An 18,672-nucleotide genomic window follows, 5' to 3' on the forward strand; every position below is an offset into this window, starting at 1 on the left:
ACTTTAGAATGTGTATAAAGGTGGAACTTCATTAGTTACAATAAGAATTATAAAGCTAAAGCATTCAACGTGCAAATAATTAATGCTTGTCAAAAAATTAATGCTATGATATTTTATATGTGTAACCGGTTACACATTGGAGTTGAACCTACACTATGACAACAATTAAAGAAGTCGCCAGCTTTGCAGGTGTTTCCGTAGCGACCGTATCCAGAGTTATTAATGAAACTGGATATGTACATGAGGATACACGGCGAAAGGTAGAGGCTGCTGTGAGGCAGTTAAATTACAAGCCCAATGAAGTTGCACGTTCTTTGTATAAAAAGAAATCCAGATTAATCGGCCTGCTGCTGCCGGATATTACGAACCCTTACTTTCCCTTGTTAGCTCGTGGGGTGGAGGATCGAATGCAGGAAAATGATTTTCGGATTATTTTCGGTAATAGTGATGAAGATCGCCAAAAAGAATTGGATTACATGGATACTTTTGTTCAAAATAATGTCGTTGGTGTTATTTCTTCTACCAATGATCCCGATGCCGACTGTTACGCCAAACTGAAGATCCCGGTCGTTTTTCTCGATCGAACTTCCAGTGACAGCCTCTCCGTATATGCGGATGGAGCCCATGGCGGTTGCTTGGCTGCTCAAGAAATGGTTGCCCGCGGCAGCAAACAAATTACAGTCATGCAGGGCCCTGCACATATTCGTCCAGCACAAGACCGTTTTCGCGGGGCGGTTGAAGAGCTTCAGCAATCCGGAATTGCTTACCATGTGGTCGAGACAACTTCCTTTTCATTCAAGGAGGCCGAGTCGTGGGCCAAAGAGCTGTTTAGCAAGTACCCGGATACGGACGGAGTTATCGCAAGTAACGATATCGTGGCTACAGCGGTGATGCATGAGGCACATAGATTAGGAAAGAAAATCCCAGATGATGTTCAAATTATCGGGTTTGATGATATACCATTAAGCAGTTTGTTATTCCCGCCTTTGTCAACGATCCGACAACCTGCTTATGAAATGGGCTGGGAAGCAGCAGGACTACTCATTCAGTTGATTGAGCAGTCACAAGTAACGAAGTCAAGCGTACCTAATCTTCATTCGAAAGTACTTACCTATTCAAGCATACAATTGCCCGTCAAATTTATAGAACGGGAAACGACGAGAAAGGTGGATTATGATGGCTAAAATTTCGATTATCGGAAGCAGTTCTATGGATCTTGTAGTTACTTCGTCCAAACGTCCCGGTGCTGGTGAAACGGTATTGGGTGAAAGCTTTACAACCGTACCTGGAGGTAAAGGAGCCAATCAGGCAGTAGCCGCAGCACGACTCGGAGCAGACGTTACGATGATTGGACGTGTAGGGGATGACCATTTTGGAGAACAGATTTTACGAAATTTTGAAGAAAATCATGTTCATACTGGCTATGTGAAACCGGTTACACATATGGAAAGCGGTACAGCGCATATTGTACTAGCTGAAGGTGATAACAGTATTGTCGTGGTAAAAGCAGCAAATAATGAAGTGACACCCGCCTATGTGGAAGAAGCGCTTGACGTCATCCGAAGTTCGGATATTGTGCTAATTCAACAGGAAATACCAACAGAAACGGTTGTTTACGTAAGCGAGATTTGTGCGAAATACCAGATACCCTTGTTGCTGAATCCAGCCCCGGCTCGTGAAGTGGAAGAAAGCGTAATTGCGAATGCGACCTACATTACGCCAAACGAGCATGAAGCTGCCATTATGTTTAAGGATATGAGCCTGCAAGAAGCGTTGCGTAAATATCCCAACAAGCTGTTTGTGACTGAGGGCAGCAACGGTGTACGATTCTTCGACGGAGAACAGGAAGTCGTGGTTCCTACTTATAAAGTAGAGGCCGTTGATACAACAGGTGCAGGAGATACGTTTAACGCTGCTTTTGCAGTGGCACTGGCCGAAGGAAAATCGCTGGCCGACAGTGTGAAATTTGCTAATCGTGCTGCGTCATTGTCCGTAACCAAATTTGGAGCCCAAGGTGGAATGCCAACCCGTCGTGAAGTGGAGGAGCAAATATAATATGAAGAAACATGGAATCCTCAACAGTCATATATCCAAAATACTGGCGGATCTCGGCCACACAGACTATATTGTCGTGGCTGATGCCGGCTTACCTGTTCCTGAAGGCGTTACCAAAATTGATTTGGCCCTTAAACTGGGTGTTCCATCCTTTCAGGACGTTGTTGATGTCATTGCAGCAGATATGGTGATCGAAAAAGTAACGCTGGCCGAAGAAATCAAACAAGAAAATGAACAAGCATTGCAGTATATTATGCGCAACTTTGCAGGGGAGCAATTAGAACATCCACAGATTAATAAGCAGACTGCCGTCATTGAGTTTTGCTCTCATGAACAATTCAAGGAGCTGACCCGTTATGCGAAGGCGGTCATTCGTACAGGAGAGGCTAAGCCATTTGCCAATTGTATTTTGCAGGCAGGAGTTCATTTTGGATAAATCAATGTTGAATAAAAAGGAGGGTACAGCATGCAGATTCAAATGAAAGGAATTCACAAAGCCTTTGGAACCAATCAGGTACTGAGTGGTGTTGACTTTGATCTTCGTGAAGGAGAAGTACATGCCCTCATGGGTGAAAATGGTGCAGGAAAATCAACGCTGATGAATATTTTAATCGGACTGCATCGGCGAGATGAGGGAACGATCATCATTGACGGCCAGGAAACCTATTTTGCCGACCCCAAAGAAGCGGAGCAAAAAGGAATTGCTTTTATTCACCAGGAACTGAATGTGTGGCCGGAGATGACAGTGCTGGAAAATCTGTTTATCGGCAAGGAAATGACATCCAAGTGGGGCTTACTAGACAGCTCTAAAATGAAAGCGTTAGCAAATGAGCAATTCAGCAAGCTTTCGGTAAACCTTCCATTAAACGGTGAAGCAGGCGAGTGTTCAGTGGGTCAACAGCAGATGATTGAAATAGCCAAAGCACTCATGACGGATGCTAAAGTTATCGTGATGGATGAGCCGACAGCCGCCTTAACCGAACGTGAAATTCAGAAGCTGTTCGAGGTTATTACTTCTTTGAAAAAAGATGGTGTTTCGATCGTGTATATTTCACATCGGATGGAGGAGATATTCGCGATCTGTGATCGGATTACCATCATGCGTGACGGGAAAACGGTGGATACTCAGGCGATTCCCGATACGAATTTTGATGAAGTTGTACGGAAAATGGTAGGTAGAGAGCTGACTGAACGCTATCCGGTAAGAACGCCCGCTTTGGGAGAAGTGGTGCTGGAGGTCAAAAATGCCACGCATAAAGGCTTGTTTGAAAATGTGAATTTTACTGTGCGGTCTGGTGAAATTGTAGGTTTTTCAGGCTTGATGGGCTCGGGACGAACCGAGATCATGAGGGCGTTATTTGGACTGGATGCTTTGGATCGTGGTGAGATCCATGTACGTGGAAAAAAGGTGACTATTCGCAAGCCGGATGACGCGGTGAAACTAGGGATTGGCTTCATTACAGAAGACCGAAAAGATGAGGGCTTGGTTCTGGATTTTTCCATTCGGGAAAATATGGTGCTGCCAAATCTCTTTAGCTTTACCTCAAAAGGATTTATTTCAGGTAAAAAAGAGTTGGATTTTGTTAACACTTTAATTAAGCGCTTACAAATTAAAACCCAATCGGGTGAAACAACGGTTCGCAGTTTGTCAGGTGGTAATCAGCAAAAGGTGGTTATTGCCAAATGGGTAGGTATTGGTCCAAATGTACTCATTCTTGACGAACCGACGAGAGGTGTGGATGTGGGAGCCAAGCGGGAAATCTACCAGTTGATGAACGAGCTGACCGAACGTGGAGTCGCGATTATCATGGTATCCTCGGAACTCCCTGAGGTACTCGGCATGAGCGATCGTATTGTCGTGGTGCACGAGGGAAAGATCAGCGGAGAGCTGAGCAGGGAAGAAGCCACACAAGAAAATATTATGACGCTAGCTACAGGAGGACAGTAATATGACAACTATGAATGAATCAAAAAGCAGCAAAGGCTTTCAAATGTCACAAATCACACAGAAGCTTGGCCCGTTGTTGGGACTCATTATTTTGGTGATTATCGTATCGGTCTTAAATCCCAGCTTTTTGGAACCGCTTAATATTTTGAATTTATTGCGCCAGGTATCCATTAATGCGTTGATTGCGTTCGGTATGACCTTCGTTATTCTCACAGGCGGAATAGATTTGTCAGTCGGCTCCATATTAGCACTATCCAGTGCGTTTGTCGCAAATATGATGCTGGCCGGGTTCGATCCTATTTTGGCGATTATCATCGGCTGTGCATTGGGTGGCGTGATGGGGATGGTCAACGGCTTGATGATTACGAAGGGTAAAATGGCTCCGTTCATCGCTACACTAGCAACCATGACCATTTTCAGAGGATTGACACTCGTTTATACCAATGGTAACCCTATTACAGGACTCGGGGACAGTCTGGTATTTCAATTGTTCGGTCGTGGCTATCAGTTCGGTATTCCGGTTCCAGCGATTACGATGCTTATTACCTTTGCTGTCCTATGGATCATTTTGCATAAAACACCATTCGGACGTAAAACGTATGCCATTGGTGGTAACGAGAAGGCTTCGATTGTATCTGGTATTAAAGTGCCGCGTGTAAAAATTTGGATTTACTCTCTTGCTGGAATGCTCTCCGCATTGGCGGGAGCTATCTTGACTTCACGTTTGAACTCGGCGCAACCGACAGCAGGTACTTCTTATGAATTGGACGCCATTGCGGCTGTCGTATTAGGTGGAACAAGTCTCTCGGGAGGACGCGGACGAATCGTAGGTACGTTAATTGGTGTGCTTATCATCGGTACACTAAACAATGGCTTGAACTTGCTGGGGGTTAACTCATTTTATCAAATGGTAGTAAAAGGGATAGTCATCGCTATTGCTGTATTGATTGACCGTAAAAAATCCGCATAATACACCTAATCTGCGTAGAAGGAGACACATAAATATGAAAAAGCTTACATTAATCATGACTGCATTGCTGCTCCTGCTCATGACAGGGTGTTCCTTGGAACCGCCCGAATGGGCGAAACCTAAAGCGGCCGCGAACCTGAAGGACATCAAAATCGGCTTGTCGATCTCAACACTGAATAATCCATTCTTCGTATCTCTCAAAGACGGAGTTGTGGCAGAGGCCAAAAAACAAGGAATGCAGGTCATTGTTGTGGATGCACAAAATGATTCGGCGAAACAAAGTAATGACGTGGATGATCTGATTCAACAGGGAGTAAACGCGTTGCTCATTAATCCGACAGATTCGTCGGCCATCTCCACTGTGGTACAATCAGCGAATGCATTGAACATCCCGGTTATTACACTGGATCGTTCTGCTGACAAAGGCGATGTAAAAGCACTCGTCGCTTCAGACAACGTAGAGGGAGGACGAATGGCTGCCAGATATGTGATTGATCAAGTTGGAAAAGGTGCCAAGGTGATTGAACTGGAAGGTGTTCCAGGAGCATCCGCTACCCGTGAACGCGGAAAAGGATTTCATGAAGTAGCAGATAAGGATCTGAAAGTCATTGCCAAACAATCCGCCGATTTTGATCGGACCAAAGGTTTGAACGTGATGGAAAATCTGCTGCAAGGCAACCCGGACGTTCAGGCAGTATTTGCCCACAATGATGAAATGGCGTTGGGTGCGATCGAAGCAATCCAAAGCTCAGGTAAGAACATTCCAATCATCGGTTTTGACGGTAACGAGGATGCGCTTAAATCAATTAAGGAAGGGAAACTGACAGCCACCGTAGCTCAGCAACCCGAGCTTATTGGTCAATTGGCGGTACAGGCAGCCAAGGATGTACTTCAAGGTAAAACCGTGAAAACATCAATTCCCGCTAAGCTGGAGTTAGTGGATCAATCGAAATAAAATGGGCGCTTGACCCAACATATTAAGCTATTCGGACTGATGCTGTAATGCGCATCAGTCCTTTTTTTTGCTATTCTACGATGACGATACATACACATAAATGGAAGTTTTTTATTTTTGTATTGTAAGAAGAGACGGTAAAAGATAGAATAACAATTGTATGATAATGAGAATCACTATCATATTATGAATTGTATATATCTAAGGAGGACGTATATTGTGCAACAAAGGTACAGATTAAAATGGGAATCCACGCTTTGTCTTGTGGTTCTTTTGATGGTTGTATTGAGTGCATGTGGAAACGCAGCTAGCAACAACCAGACAAACGACAAGACCAGCACTAATGATCCTTCCGGGCAATCCAAGACGGTTGTTATGCGCGAATATACTGATGCCACTGGCAATAAGATCAGTATCCCTGCAAATCCACAGCGAGTTGTCACGACACAATATTTGGATGCTATGCTGGCCTTGGGAGTTAAGCCTGCAGGTGCTGCTTCCCATTTGTTGGAAGGCGACTATTTAAAAGGTAAGATTGACGGAGTTGCGGATATTGGGAACCCGACAAATGTAGAAAAGGTGCTGGAGTTACAACCGGACCTGATCATCACAACAGAATATACCACGCCCGAAGTGAAGGAGCAGCTAGAGAAAATTGCTCCAACCGTAGTCGTTTCGTTTGGAGAAGGCGATGTATTTGAGCAACTGCGGAGTGTCGCAGCCGTGCTGGGTAAGGACAAGGAAGCCGAGCAGTGGATCGCTAGTTTCAACAAAAAGGCTGAGGAAGGTCGAAAGAAGCTGGTTGGAAAATTCAAAAAAGATGAAACGGTTACGATTTATATGGCCTACGATAAGAATGTGTTAAGGGTATATGGAGCGCGGAATGTAGGACATGTTATTTACCGTTCACTGGAATTGAATCCTCCTGAGTACATACGCCAGAAGCTGGCGAAGGACCCGAGATTTAATTATGTCTATGATGTTATTTCAATGGAAAAGTTACCTGAACTATCAGGAGACCGAATTATTATGCTGGTTTATGATGAAGCGAGCAAGGACGGAATGCTTAAGCAAATTGAGCAAAGTGCATTGTGGAGAAATCTCCCGGCTGTCAAAAACCACAAAGTGTATTTCATCAAAGCCGATCCGTGGTTTACCTACTCACCGCTAGCCGTTGACCAATCACTCGATGAGGCTGTTAAAATGTTTTCCGTTGATCCGAAGTGATCAGTTCAATTGAAATAAGAGAGGAGAAGTCATAACCATGCTTAGACGATTTTTTGAATACTACCGTCCTTACCGGACTTTGTTCATCATTGATTTCTCTTGTGCCTTGCTGGCTGCACTGCTGGAGTTAGCTTTTCCGCTTGCAGTCAACCGGGTGGTCGATGATTTGCTGCCCAGCGGGAACTGGAAATGGATTTTATATGCCTGTCTGGCTCTACTCGGTATTTATGTCATAAGTGCTGCGCTGAATTACGTGGTTACCTATTGGGGACACAAGCTGGGCATTAACATCGAATCGGACATGCGTAAAAAGTTGTTTGATCGGGTACAAAAGCAATCTTTTCGTTTTTTTGACAATAACAAAACAGGGCATCTCGTTTCACGTATGACCAACGATCTAATGGATATTGGGGAAATTGCCCACCACGGACCCGAAGATTTGTTCATCGCGTTGATGACACTGGGGGGAGCCTTTGGTATCATGCTCGGTATTAACTGGAAGCTGGCTGTACTGACTTTCATCATTGTACCCCTCATGATTTACTTGTCTCTTTATTTCAGCCGTAAAATGTCTGCTGCATTCCATCGTATGTTTTCTGATATTGCGGATTATAACGCTCGTATTGAAAATAATGTAAGTGGGATTCGTGTTGTTCAAGCGTTCTCCAACGAAGCACATGAAATGGAACGGTTTGCTGAAAATAATGGGCGTTTCCGTAAAACGAAGCTGATCGCGTACCGGATTATGGCCTGGAATTCCTCGATTAGTTTTATACTAATGAAGCTGGTTTCATTGTTTGTGCTAGTATGTGGAACATGGTTTGTTATTAAAGGACAGATGACCTACGGGGAATTTATTGCATTTGTAATGCTGTCTAATGTATTCCTGGGGCCGATTAAACAAATTAATTCTGTCATCGAAACGTATCCGAAAGGGATTGCCGGCTTCCGACGGTACCTGGATTTGCTGGAAAGTGAATCGGATGTAGAAGATCTGCCTGGGGCCAAGGCGGTTAGCCATCTTAATGGAGATATTCAATTTGCAGGTGTAACGTTTGGTTACGAAAACAAAGATAAGGTATTACGCAAAGTGGACCTATCTATCCATGCGGGTGAAACCGTAGCACTTGTGGGTCCTTCAGGAGCAGGTAAAACGACACTTTGCAGTTTGTTGCCTCGCTTCTACGATGTCGAGGAAGGTAGCATTACTATTGATGGAATGGATATCCGTGAAATGAAGCTGGAATCGCTGCGATCCATGATTGGTATCGTACAGCAGGATGTATTCCTCTTTGATGGAACGATTCGTGAAAATATTGCTTACGGTAAGCTTGATGCTTCGGAAGAAGAAATCTGGGATGCTGCTCGTCGAGCTCAGATTGAAGACCTTGTTCGCTCATATCCGGATGGTCTGGATACAATGATCGGTGAGCGAGGTGTGAAGCTCTCCGGTGGTCAAAAGCAACGTTTGTCTATTGCCCGGATGTTCCTTAAAAATCCGCCAATTCTTATTTTAGATGAAGCAACATCAGCATTGGATACAGAGACAGAAGCCGCGATTCAGCAAGCGCTGACAGAGCTATCCCAAGGCCGTACGACACTCGTTATCGCGCATCGTCTGGCAACGATCAAAAATGCTGACCGCATTATCGTAGTTGCAGATCAAGGGATTGCCGAGCAAGGCAGACATGAAGAGTTATTGGCAGTAAAAGGGGCATATAGCCGCCTGCACCAAGCTCAATACGGAACGTAAATAGGCCAATATGACACCGTAAATAGAGAGAGGAATGAACAGGTTTGACAAAGAAAATGTGGATTGTAATGATGCTTCTGTCAGTCATTTTAGCTCTTACCGCCTGTGGTGGAAATGTAAAGCAACCGGATGAAAAGCAGAATCAAATATCTAGCGAACAAAAGTCAGAGGAAATGAAAACAGTCAAAACGATTCATGGAGATATTAAAATACCGGTTCACCCTCAGCGGATTGTTGTAGATATGTACCAGAATGATTTATTAGCACTAGGAATTAAACCTGTGGGAAGTGTTAAATATTATCTGGATAATCCGTTTTCGAAGGAGCTTGTGCAGGGCATTGCAAGCATTGGAGATCGCGGCAGCGTATCCATTGAAAAAGTATTGGCTCTGGAGCCTGACTTGATTCTGATTGGTTCCAAAGATGCTCATGAATATGAAAAATATAGTAAAATTGCTCCGACCATCGTCATTCCTTATGGAACGTACAAGAATGTTCATGAGGAACTGACAGCTTTTGGTGAGCTGCTTGGAAAAGAACAGGAAGCCAAAACATGGCTTGCCCAATACGATCAGCGGATGCAGGCTGCACGTGACAAGCTAAAGGGAATTGTTCAGCCTGGAGATACTTTCACCGTAATGGAAGCTTCGGAAAAAGAATACTATGTATATGGCGATAATTTTGGCAGAGGAGGACAGGCGGTATACAAAGGACTGAATTTGACACCTCCGCCGCTTGTCCAAAAAGAATTATTTGGTGAGACTCAATGGAAATCGGTGTCAAAAGAAGTCATTAATCAATATGCTGGCTCTTATATCTTTCTGACGGTTAACAAGGATTTGAGCGGTTACGAAGGAGACAGCATATGGAAATCACTGAATGCAGTCCGGCAAGGTAAGGTTTTTGAGCTCCAGGAGGATCGATATTGGTACTTCGATCCCATTGCCATTGTAGGGCAAGCTGAAGAAATCGCAGATTTGATCGTCCAGCGGAATAAAGAGAACGCCACACAGAAGTAGTCGCTTCGGTGTTGTTGGCAGCCCTTTGGTATTTATGCCGAAGGGCTTTATTTGTTCACAATAGGGCAGAGTATTAGGCATTCTTCGAAATTTGCTATTGATGCCGTTGCCACATTAATTTACAATAGTAAAGATTGCATGATAATAATTCTCATTATCAACATCATCTTCAACACAGTTCGTGATAGCTACATACTATTCAACAGTAAGGGTGAACAATAGTTATGAAATTATCAGAATCATCGGATAGCCCCGCTCAAAGTAATCATAACCAGTCGCCGACTCAATTCCACTCGCGGCCTTGGGCGGCTTCGCTTATCCTGACAGTTGGGCTTGGACTTTTAGCGTTCGGTATCGCGCTATCTCTATCTTTTGGTGCAGCCTCAATTAGGCTGGAAGAGGTATGGAACGCTATTTTCCATTTTAATCCTCAGTTTCAAAATCATCAAATTATTTGGGAAATCCGTCTGCCTCGGATTCTGGGTGGGGTTTTAATTGGAGTTTGTTTTGCCGTAGCAGGTGCAATTATGCAAGGAATGACCCGGAATCCGCTTGCTGACTCGGGCTTGCTTGGATTGAACTCGGGAGCCAGCTTGGCGATGGCGATTTGCTTTGCCCTTTTTCCTGGCTCTTCCTTTTTACAGTTAATGTTGTATTCCTTTGTTGGTGCAGCTCTGGCTGTTGTGATGGTATATGGTACAAGCTCCATATCCAAATCAGGTCTTACGCCAGTTCGTCTTGTATTGGCGGGTGCAGCTGTTACAGCATTGCTGTCTGCCTTAGGAGATGCGATCAGTTTGTACTTTGATGTTGGACAGGATTTGGCCTTTTGGTATGCCGGAGGGCTTAGTGGAACCAAGTGGGTTCAGCTCGGTATAGTTTTGCCTTGGGTTGTGGCAGCTTTTATCGGTGCTCTCATGTTGTCGCGCTCCATTACGCTGCTTAGTTTGGGAGACGAAATTGCGTTGAGCCTTGGTCAGCGAACTGGGGTGGTAAAGGTAGTTGGAATGATTCTTGTTCTGATTTTGGCGGGTGCAGCGGTGTCGTTGGTGGGTTCTATAGGTTTCGTGGGATTGATTATTCCCCATATAACCCGCAAGCTGGTTGGCGTCGATTATCGCTGGATTATTCCATGCTCGGCCATTATGGGAGCTTTACTCATTGTGTTTGCCGATCTGGCAGCCCGTATGATTAACGCACCTGAGGAAACACCGGTGGGCGTACTTATTGCCTTAATTGGGGTTCCGTTCTTCCTTTATCTGGCACGTAAAGAAAGGAGGGCACTGTAAGATGAATAACGTTACGAATGGGGCTATTGCCAAAGCTAGTCATCGTAAAAAAATACATGATTGGATGGTTGTAGTCATTCTGCTCGTATTGCTCATTGCTGCGTTCACCATAAGTGCGAATACGGGAACCATCCGGCTTTCGCCAATGGAGCTATTTAGAACCTTGTTTGGACAAGGGACTCCACAGCAGGAATTAATCCTATTTGAATTCCGATTGCCACGAATGGTTATTTCCCTTCTTATCGGTGCAGGTCTCGCTGTTTCTGGCTGCATCATGCAGGGGGTTTCGCGTAACGGCCTAGCGGACCCTGGTATTCTAGGCATTAATGCAGGCGCCGGGTTGATGGTCATGCTGTTTGTATTGCTTTTTCCATCTATGCAAACTACGAATTCATTGTTTTTACTTCCCGCCCTTGCACTGATTGGATCAGGAGCAGCTGCTATTCTCATCTACGCGCTTTCTTACAAGAAAGGTGAAGGAATTTCTCCGACAAGGCTACTGCTGAGCGGAATTGGCGTAGCGGCGGGTATCAGTGCTGCGATGATCATTATGACTCTTAAGCTGACACCCGAAAGTTACACGTTTGTAGCTAATTGGTTAGCAGGAAGCATCTGGGGCTCAAACTGGAAATTCGTGATGGCTCTGTTGCCTTGGCTGATTGTATTGCTTCCTTTCGCATACTACAAAGCAAATGTGATGAATGTGCTTAATCTGGGAGATCAGACGGCATCGGGGTTGGGTACAGCTATCGAAAAGGAACGTATTCTCCTTCTCGCTGCTGCGGTTGGATTGGCCAGTTCTAGTGTTTCGGTTAGTGGCGGTATCGGCTTTGTAGGTTTGGTGGCTCCACATTTGGCGAGAAAGCTGGTGGGGCCGAAGCATAAAATGCTGCTGGTAACCTGTGCTTTAGTCGGAGCACTCCTGGTACTTGTAGCGGATACGATCACACGATCCTTACCTTTACAGAAAGAAATCCCGACAGGTTTAATTGTAGCCATCATTGGTGCGCCATACTTCTTATACCTGTTGAGTCGCTCCAAAGGGTAACGTCACGAAAGAGTACCACCTGTCAATTAAAGGCTACGCAAACAAATAACCTTCAACACCACTAAGGAAGTGGGGCTGAAGGTTATTTGTTTCATTTAATTTAGCAGCCTTTCATCTCAACGGGAAGTATTCAAGGCATGAGAGGTTTGATGCAGCTCTCTGATCATTTTATGCAACGTGTAATTTTCCTGACGTGTCACGCCGTGTTGATTTTCCTGAACCAGCAACTGATGGATGTTTCGTTTTAGAATTTCACTTCGACGTTCCAGCATTTCGGTACTCATAAATAAATGAACACTCCCTTTGTCATGAATAAACCTACATTTTTGAAATGAGCATAGGCTGAATTTAAGTTTGCCTTTCGACTTCTTTAAGTATATCGTGCTGGATGATCAAGGGAAAACGGAGCGAGACAGCAAATTGCTTTTTCTCATCATCCATGCCGTGTCGACAGCGACTCACCCCATGAGTTCTTAGATATACTTCCTGATGCTAGCGATAACAGGGGATTAGGCGTAATTAACTTCATGTATATAATTGTTTTTTTGATATAAACGGATTAAGTGTATTAATCCATTTGGAATATTTGTCAGTAAGGAGCGTATTGGATATTGCTCAGGCTGTTCTGAACAAGCAGGGGCTTAATAGCGAGTTAATACAAAGGATCAATTGTGTATTTGCAGAAAATCAATTTGTGCGCTTAAAAGTTAGCTAGGTTTCTGAAGATCAGCATTTACATACTGAATTTATAGATGAACCCGAACAGTTAAAGCGAATGTATATGGAATCACTTATCAGTTTGCTGAAAGCTATGGGGGGAGCAACTAGAACTGCAAAGTTGTATTCAATGCAATCATTGGTTTATTCCATATTAGCGAGCTCAGTTAACCAAATTTTGCAGTTCTAAATGTCGGAGTCATTACAACTACTTAATGAAAAGAAAAGATTAAGAGGCTATAACATTTTTGAAGTGGGGAGATACAATAATGATTATTTAAAAATCGAATGAAGAAATTGAGATCATGGGGGGAACTGGCTGAATTACGACTATTCTGCCAGTCCGCACCACTTGCCTTTGAGGCCGAACTTTTCAAGTCGTGTGTTGTACGCCGTAGACGTATACTGGAAGCCGTGATCCGAATGAAGCACGGCTTCGGATACGTCTATTTTGTGTGCATTCATAATACCAATTTCTTCATACCCCAGACCGATAAGATCCGGAATGGTGGAGAAATAGCTGCTTTATCATCATTATTTGTATTGTGGATATACCGGCTGAACGACTACCTGCTCAGGATCATGACCGAAGAACAACAGATTCGGCTTAACCTCCTGCACAATCTGCTGAATGCGGGCGATTGACTGACGTGCCTGTTCACGGTCAAAGCCGTCAAACGGCACGTCGTTTGTGTAATTCTCCTGCGTGTAGGCAACATCAATCGTCAGCATGACCGGACCCGATTCCTTTGTTGTGACCAACGCGGACTGATGACCCGGCGAATGCCCCGGAGTATAGAACAGTTGCAAACCTGGAACCAGCTCATGATCCCCTTGAAGCAGTCGGTAATTCAAGTCCGCCTGCACGCATTCCGGTGGCGCATACTCCAGATTACCGATCGCAGCGTCTGCTTCGGTCTGCTGCACATAAATCGGTGTATTTGGAAAATGCGGATTGCCTCCGGCATGATCCATATGCATATGAGAGATTACGATGGCATGGATATCGTCCGGTTGATAGCCGATCCGATCCAGTACAGCCACGATACTATCATCGGCTGACATATGGGGAATGAAGCGCCCTTCAAACGGTGTACTTTTAAAATAATTTGGATTGTCGATAAACGAATCCGGCATACCGGTATCAATGAGAATCGGACCGTGATCTGTCTCCAGCAGATACGACCAGATTTGCAGGCGCACCAGTTCACCGGGCTGTGCATGATGGTTGAGTGAGGAACGATCAATATCAAGCTGACCGATCGGTAACCAGTACAATCTGTTAATCATACAATCATCCTCCAATCGTAGTTTACATAATAATTATTATGTAGTTATTAATCGGGGTTTCGGCTGACGGAAAGTGATGTTTGTATTTTCGTTTGTAAGATCCGGGTGCTGGAGCCTCGTGCTGTCGTTGTAATCTCACTCTTTCGAAAATTAATTTTTAATAGTTTAAATGAAAAGCATGTAGGCGTCCAGTAGAAATTTGCCGTCAGGCAGGCCAGTCCATACTTTTCCTGTGAACAAGACTGTTTCTACACACTGCTCGAAATTTGCCCAGAAGCTGGATCTATGGCGATTTTGACTGCTACCGATCGAGAGCAGCGCCCCCCAGCTTGCTGATGAAGTAGAGAAGTGGGGCCGCATGCAAGACTATTGGCTATTTAGTTTTGTTTTGGATATGAATGAATTACATTAGGTGAACTTTTCTTGAGCGTGTTTTAATTTGTCTACATTGTGGGATCGACCCCCTCTGACCCTATGCCACGCCGTTAAGTGCTTTGAAATGTCTGCTTGAAGGCAGATACCAGGCTGGACAAGAGGAAAAACGCTCTATTTGCCCTTGAAAAGCGCTAAAAAAACAGCGTATAATATAAATTATACGCTGTTTAGGTTTAAAACGACTTTTAGAATCCCTCCTGCATAAGATGTCGATTGGATTGTCGATAAAAATCAGACGAAAATGATCGTTTTACAGTATATTTCGGAATATGAACTGAATTGGAGGCGAGCGAGATGAAAAAAGAGATGCGACATGTGGAGCTCGATACAACTGAAGAAATTGATGAAATATATACTGAGGAGCTGGAAGCTTTTTTGATCTGGATGAAGGATGCGGGATATACGATACATACGCAAAAAAATTATATGGGGGATGTGAAGCAGTTTTTACGGACGTTGCGTGAAAAACCACTCGATCAGGTGAAGAAGATTCATGTTATGTCGTATTTGTCTAAAGCGCGGGAGGGAGGCGCCGGAGATAGTACGCGGAACCGGAAGCATGCAGCGGTGAACAGTTTCTTTAAAGCGCTACAGGAATTTGAGTTATGCAGCACAAATCCGGCAGCGGGAATTAAAAAAGCAAAGACTGAAAAGAATCGTATGCCCGTCTATCTGGATGAAAAGGATATTCATCCGTTTTTGCTCGCGGTGGAGGGGAAATATGCAAATCGTAATATGGCTATTTTTCTGCTGATGGTCTACATGGGATTGCGGGTGGGGGAGGTTCATTCATTGAATGTCTCGGATTATAGCCGAGAAAGACGTACCTTAGATGTGTTTGGTAAAGGGCGTAAGTGGCGTACTCTCCCGGTACCGGAAGCCGTGTGTGATTTTGTAGAGCATGCGTTGGAGGAAAGATTGACGCCGTGGAGAGGTAAAGAGGATGCGATGTTCGTATCCCAAAAAGGCCGCCGTCTGGCAGTGCGCACCATTCAACAGATCGCTACAGAAACGTTCGAACGATTCCAGCAAGATAAGAGTATGGAACGCCGGGAGGCATATTCCAGCCATAAGCTGAGACATACATTTGCGACAATGCTATTACGTAAGGGAGCAGATCTGCGTACCGTGCAGGAGCTACTGGGGCATTCATCCATTCAGACAACCACAGTATATACACATGTCACTGATCGGGAAAAAGAAAAAGCAATGGATAAGCTGGATATTCAGATACCAATATCAGGATTGTGAGTATAACATGAAAGTTGAGATTAAATAAAAATGAGTTTACATAATAATTATTATGTAAACTCATTGGGCAGAATTACATCCTGACTTGAAAATCACATCAACGGCTTTAGGTCATTACGATCATAAACGTAGTATTCTTTTTCATAGCGTTAGTCTTGTTTTTGAATGATTTGCTCCAAATGATGCCGCAAATGCTGAATATAATCGTCGACTAGCCACTGTAATGTTTCGGTGGAGTGGTCATCTTTTTGAAATCTTTTCTTAGAATCGAATGATGTACATGAGTTTAATACATTTATGATTTGCTTATTCAATAGTTTCCATAGATGTATGACATCCACGTAAGAGAACACTTCCTGATACTGATTAGCTGCCACCCATTCATTTTGCGCATACGATTCAATTTTGATAGGGGATGTTGAATGCTTAATCATGATAAATCTTCGCTGATTATTAGAAGCGGAGTCGCACAGATGTCCCAGTATTTCTTTTTTGGACCATTTCTCCGAGAACGGTTTGGCATTAAATTCATGTTCTGTGATCGAAAAAAATTCTTTTTCATAATCCTCGATGATCCTTGCCAGTTCTTCAACAGCATTCTTCAATTGATTAGCCTCCTTATTTTAGCGATCGTCTTATGATTAGCATTAGAATAATTCAGAATAAGCTGGAAAGCAATGGTGAAATAAAGGCTAGTACGATATTGCCTTGACTAAGGTAATATTTTGCTGCAAAATTAGTAAAAGTGCTTTATAAACATGGTTTATGAAGTGCTTTCATGATTTTATAGAAAGAAGGTGCTATGTATGGAAAAAGCTAATACAAATTTAATTAAAGAAATAAATCTGAACCTGGTTCGAAAAGTATTGAAACAGATCAATAAGACAACAAAACCCCAACTAGCCGCATTAACTGATTTAAGTGTGGTAACTATCAATACGCTTATGCAGGAATTGCTTAATAATGGAGAAATATTTGAAGATGAAATTGTCCCTTCAAACGGAGGCAGGCATGCGTTAACCTATCGTTTTAATTATGAGTATAGTCTAGCACTGATTATACATATTAATGAAAAACAAGGGACGGATGTTGTCAATACCACGGTAGTTAATTTAAATGAGGACGTTCTGATGAAAGAAGAGCATCCCTTTCAAATTTTTAATGCTACACAATTTTATTCCACGATTCAAGACATCATTTCTCACTATCCCTCCATCAAAGTTATTGGTATAGGAATCCCGGGACAATCTGTAAATGGAGAAATTACAGTCAGCAGTCATGAAAGGTTAAATGGAATTCGGTTAGCAGAGGATGTGCAAAGCAAATTTGGTTTGCCGGTTATTGTGGAGAATGACGTAAATGCCGCTGTATGTGGATACGTCTATAGAGAACAAATAGATGAAGATCAATGTGTGCTGGCTATTTATTTTCCTGAGAATTCTCCACCAGGGATGGGAATTTATTTGCGAAATGGGGTGTTAAAAGGCAAACATGGATTGGCTGGTGAAATCAAATTCATTCCGTCGATAGTTTGGGATGAAAGCAAAGGAACAGAAGTTTTCTTTAATAGTATATGTGAAATTATCCGAATATTACAATCTGTATTTGATCCTGACCGAATTGTGATCTATAGAGAGAATATAGAAGAAGTGTCTTTCTTTCATTTTTTAGAATCCTACAAATCTAAGCATAAGATGCCTTTGTATCCTGACGTTATACTCTCAGATTTATTTTATGAAGATTTTAAAACAGGGCTGAGAGGGTTAACTCTAAAAGAATTGGAACGTCCGATCATTGTCTTTAAATAATGTATATATGTGTAGTGAAGAGAGGAGAGGAGGAGAGAAATGGGTTTATTCTTATTGGGTTAGGACTTGCACCGATTTACCCTGGACTTCTTCATGAAACGCCAACTCGGTTTGGTAAAGAGAATTCTTCCAAACTCATGGGATACCAAATGTCAGTTGCTTATACAGGAACAACATTACTCCCTCCCGTTTTTGGGGTTTTAACTTCTCAGGCAAGCATAGATTTTCCCCGATTGCCGTCATTGTTTCCTTCTTTTTATGCTGTTCAATTCCTAGCAAGTGAATCGTACATTGAAAAAGAGAATTATGAAGGGTTAATAGAAATTATCACTTGACCTGAAACGCGTTTCATCAGCTAAAGTAAACGTGTAACCTAAAAGAGAAAGCGAGGGCACTCTATGATCTCACTGATTTTACTTTGCTCAGTTATATGGGTTGGTACTTATTGGTGCTTAGTATTATCCGGGCAGCCTAGGGAAGTAAAACCTTACCGCTCCATCGATGATTTTTTTGAATAACTTTCTATGTCCACTTAATAAAGAAGCTTTTTTTACTCGCTTTATTAACATGTTTAATTAATTAATTTAATAAGTGTGCAGAATGCAGAATATGCAATGCACCTATTAAATGGATCAAATTCTGGCACTAAGTTGGATTTACGGAATAAGGAGGTGCGACTGTGTGGGCGATAGAAGGTATCTCATGTATCATAATTTTAATCATTATGTACTTCATGATCAGTAGTTTGGCTCATTCTCCTCATGTTCAAAAGCTTGCAGCACGAATGTTTGAAGATTTTAATAGAGATTTTGATGTTGATCCATGGAAAGAAAATGAAAAGCCGTAAATTAAACTTGGCTAATAAAGAGCTTATATATTAAGGGAGGATTTATATATGTTTAAACTG

General features: G+C 43.1%; 18 protein-coding genes and 1 pseudogene. 15 read left to right on the forward strand and 4 right to left on the reverse strand.

Annotation, left to right across the window (positions count from 1 at the left end; all coding sequences use genetic code 11):
• Window positions 1-155 precede the first annotated feature (155 nt).
• The 11 genes from ACUYLD_RS09060 to ACUYLD_RS09110 all read left to right on the forward strand — a co-directional run bounded on the left by ACUYLD_RS09060 (window position 156) and on the right by ACUYLD_RS09110 (window position 12,264).
• On the forward strand, window positions 156-1,184 hold the full coding sequence (locus ACUYLD_RS09060; RefSeq protein ID WP_165176955.1) for a LacI family DNA-binding transcriptional regulator: 1,029 nt from the start codon (window positions 156-158) through the stop codon (window positions 1,182-1,184).
• Window positions 1,177-2,055, forward strand: a complete 879-nt coding sequence (gene rbsK / locus ACUYLD_RS09065) for a ribokinase (RefSeq protein ID WP_061828264.1) — start codon at window positions 1,177-1,179, stop codon at window positions 2,053-2,055. Before ACUYLD_RS09060 ends, rbsK begins: the two co-directional genes overlap by 8 nt.
• Before the next feature lies 1 nt (window position 2,056).
• Entirely contained in the window at window positions 2,057-2,491 is a 435-nt protein-coding gene (rbsD, locus tag ACUYLD_RS09070) for a D-ribose pyranase (RefSeq protein ID WP_069289656.1), read from the forward strand.
• A 30-nt stretch (window positions 2,492-2,521) separates the two neighbouring features.
• Complete coding sequence (locus ACUYLD_RS09075; protein ID WP_029517485.1) at window positions 2,522-4,003, forward strand: sugar ABC transporter ATP-binding protein; 1,482 nt, start codon at window positions 2,522-2,524, stop codon at window positions 4,001-4,003.
• 1 nt (window position 4,004) lies between these two features.
• Window positions 4,005-4,973 carry an ABC transporter permease subunit gene (locus tag ACUYLD_RS09080; RefSeq protein WP_013310465.1) on the forward strand — a complete coding sequence of 323 codons (969 nt, stop codon included), beginning with the start codon at window positions 4,005-4,007 and terminating at the stop codon, window positions 4,971-4,973.
• 34 nt (window positions 4,974-5,007) lie between these two features.
• Window positions 5,008-5,928 (forward strand): ribose ABC transporter substrate-binding protein RbsB, encoded by a 921-nt coding sequence (rbsB, locus tag ACUYLD_RS09085; RefSeq protein ID WP_446674839.1) that lies wholly within the window; start codon window positions 5,008-5,010, stop codon window positions 5,926-5,928.
• Window positions 5,929-6,147: 219 nt separating this feature from the next.
• On the forward strand, window positions 6,148-7,155 hold the full coding sequence (locus ACUYLD_RS09090) for an ABC transporter substrate-binding protein (protein WP_061828267.1): 1,008 nt from the start codon (window positions 6,148-6,150) through the stop codon (window positions 7,153-7,155).
• Window positions 7,156-7,192: 37 nt separating this feature from the next.
• On the forward strand, window positions 7,193-8,908 hold the full coding sequence (locus ACUYLD_RS09095) for an ABC transporter ATP-binding protein (RefSeq protein ID WP_069080614.1): 1,716 nt from the start codon (window positions 7,193-7,195) through the stop codon (window positions 8,906-8,908).
• A gap of 56 nt (window positions 8,909-8,964) precedes the next feature.
• Complete coding sequence (locus ACUYLD_RS09100; RefSeq protein ID WP_446674928.1) at window positions 8,965-9,927, forward strand: ABC transporter substrate-binding protein; 963 nt, start codon at window positions 8,965-8,967, stop codon at window positions 9,925-9,927.
• Between the two features lie 224 nt (window positions 9,928-10,151).
• Window positions 10,152-11,216 (forward strand): FecCD family ABC transporter permease, encoded by a 1,065-nt coding sequence (locus ACUYLD_RS09105; RefSeq protein WP_446674840.1) that lies wholly within the window; start codon window positions 10,152-10,154, stop codon window positions 11,214-11,216.
• 1 nt (window position 11,217) lies between these two features.
• Window positions 11,218-12,264: a FecCD family ABC transporter permease gene (locus tag ACUYLD_RS09110; protein ID WP_061828269.1), complete on the forward strand. Its 1,047-nt coding sequence runs from the start codon at window positions 11,218-11,220 to the stop codon at window positions 12,262-12,264.
• Between the two features lie 116 nt (window positions 12,265-12,380).
• Here the strand turns inward: ACUYLD_RS09110 and ACUYLD_RS09115 are convergent, their stop codons facing one another.
• The 3 genes from ACUYLD_RS09115 to aiiA form a co-directional block, all read right to left on the reverse strand.
• Window positions 12,381-12,548, reverse strand: coding sequence for a hypothetical protein (locus ACUYLD_RS09115; RefSeq protein WP_007432475.1), 168 nt, complete (start codon window positions 12,546-12,548; stop codon window positions 12,381-12,383).
• A 763-nt stretch (window positions 12,549-13,311) separates the two neighbouring features.
• Entirely contained in the window at window positions 13,312-13,446 is a 135-nt protein-coding gene (locus tag ACUYLD_RS09120; RefSeq protein WP_268820037.1) for a hypothetical protein, read from the reverse strand.
• A gap of 69 nt (window positions 13,447-13,515) precedes the next feature.
• Window positions 13,516-14,271 carry a quorum-quenching N-acyl homoserine lactonase AiiA gene (aiiA, locus tag ACUYLD_RS09125; protein WP_446674841.1) on the reverse strand — a complete coding sequence of 252 codons (756 nt, stop codon included), beginning with the start codon at window positions 14,269-14,271 and terminating at the stop codon, window positions 13,516-13,518.
• 729 nt (window positions 14,272-15,000) lie between these two features.
• On the opposite strand from aiiA, the gene ACUYLD_RS09130 reads away from it, so the two are divergent.
• Window positions 15,001-15,957, forward strand: a complete 957-nt coding sequence (locus ACUYLD_RS09130; protein ID WP_061828272.1) for a tyrosine-type recombinase/integrase — start codon at window positions 15,001-15,003, stop codon at window positions 15,955-15,957.
• A gap of 149 nt (window positions 15,958-16,106) precedes the next feature.
• On the opposite strand, the gene ACUYLD_RS09135 is transcribed toward ACUYLD_RS09130, so the two are convergent.
• Window positions 16,107-16,562 (reverse strand): DinB family protein, encoded by a 456-nt coding sequence (locus tag ACUYLD_RS09135; protein ID WP_446674842.1) that lies wholly within the window; start codon window positions 16,560-16,562, stop codon window positions 16,107-16,109.
• 201 nt (window positions 16,563-16,763) lie between these two features.
• On the opposite strand from ACUYLD_RS09135, the gene ACUYLD_RS09140 reads away from it, so the two are divergent.
• The 3 genes and pseudogenes from ACUYLD_RS09140 (at window position 16,764) to ACUYLD_RS09150 (ending at window position 18,612) form a co-directional block, all read left to right on the forward strand.
• The gene (locus ACUYLD_RS09140; protein WP_446674843.1) at window positions 16,764-17,765 is read left to right on the forward strand and encodes an ROK family protein; all 1,002 of its coding nucleotides are present in this window, start codon (window positions 16,764-16,766) and stop codon (window positions 17,763-17,765) included.
• 41 nt (window positions 17,766-17,806) lie between these two features.
• Window positions 17,807-18,041: pseudogene (locus ACUYLD_RS09145) on the forward strand (MFS transporter); the annotation flags it as partial.
• Between the two features lie 403 nt (window positions 18,042-18,444).
• A complete protein-coding gene (locus ACUYLD_RS09150) occupies window positions 18,445-18,612 on the forward strand; it encodes a hypothetical protein (RefSeq protein ID WP_172828244.1) in 168 nt (55 codons plus the stop codon).
• Window positions 18,613-18,672: the final 60 nt, after the last annotated feature.

This window comes from Paenibacillus sp. SER-28 (assembly GCF_052906305.1).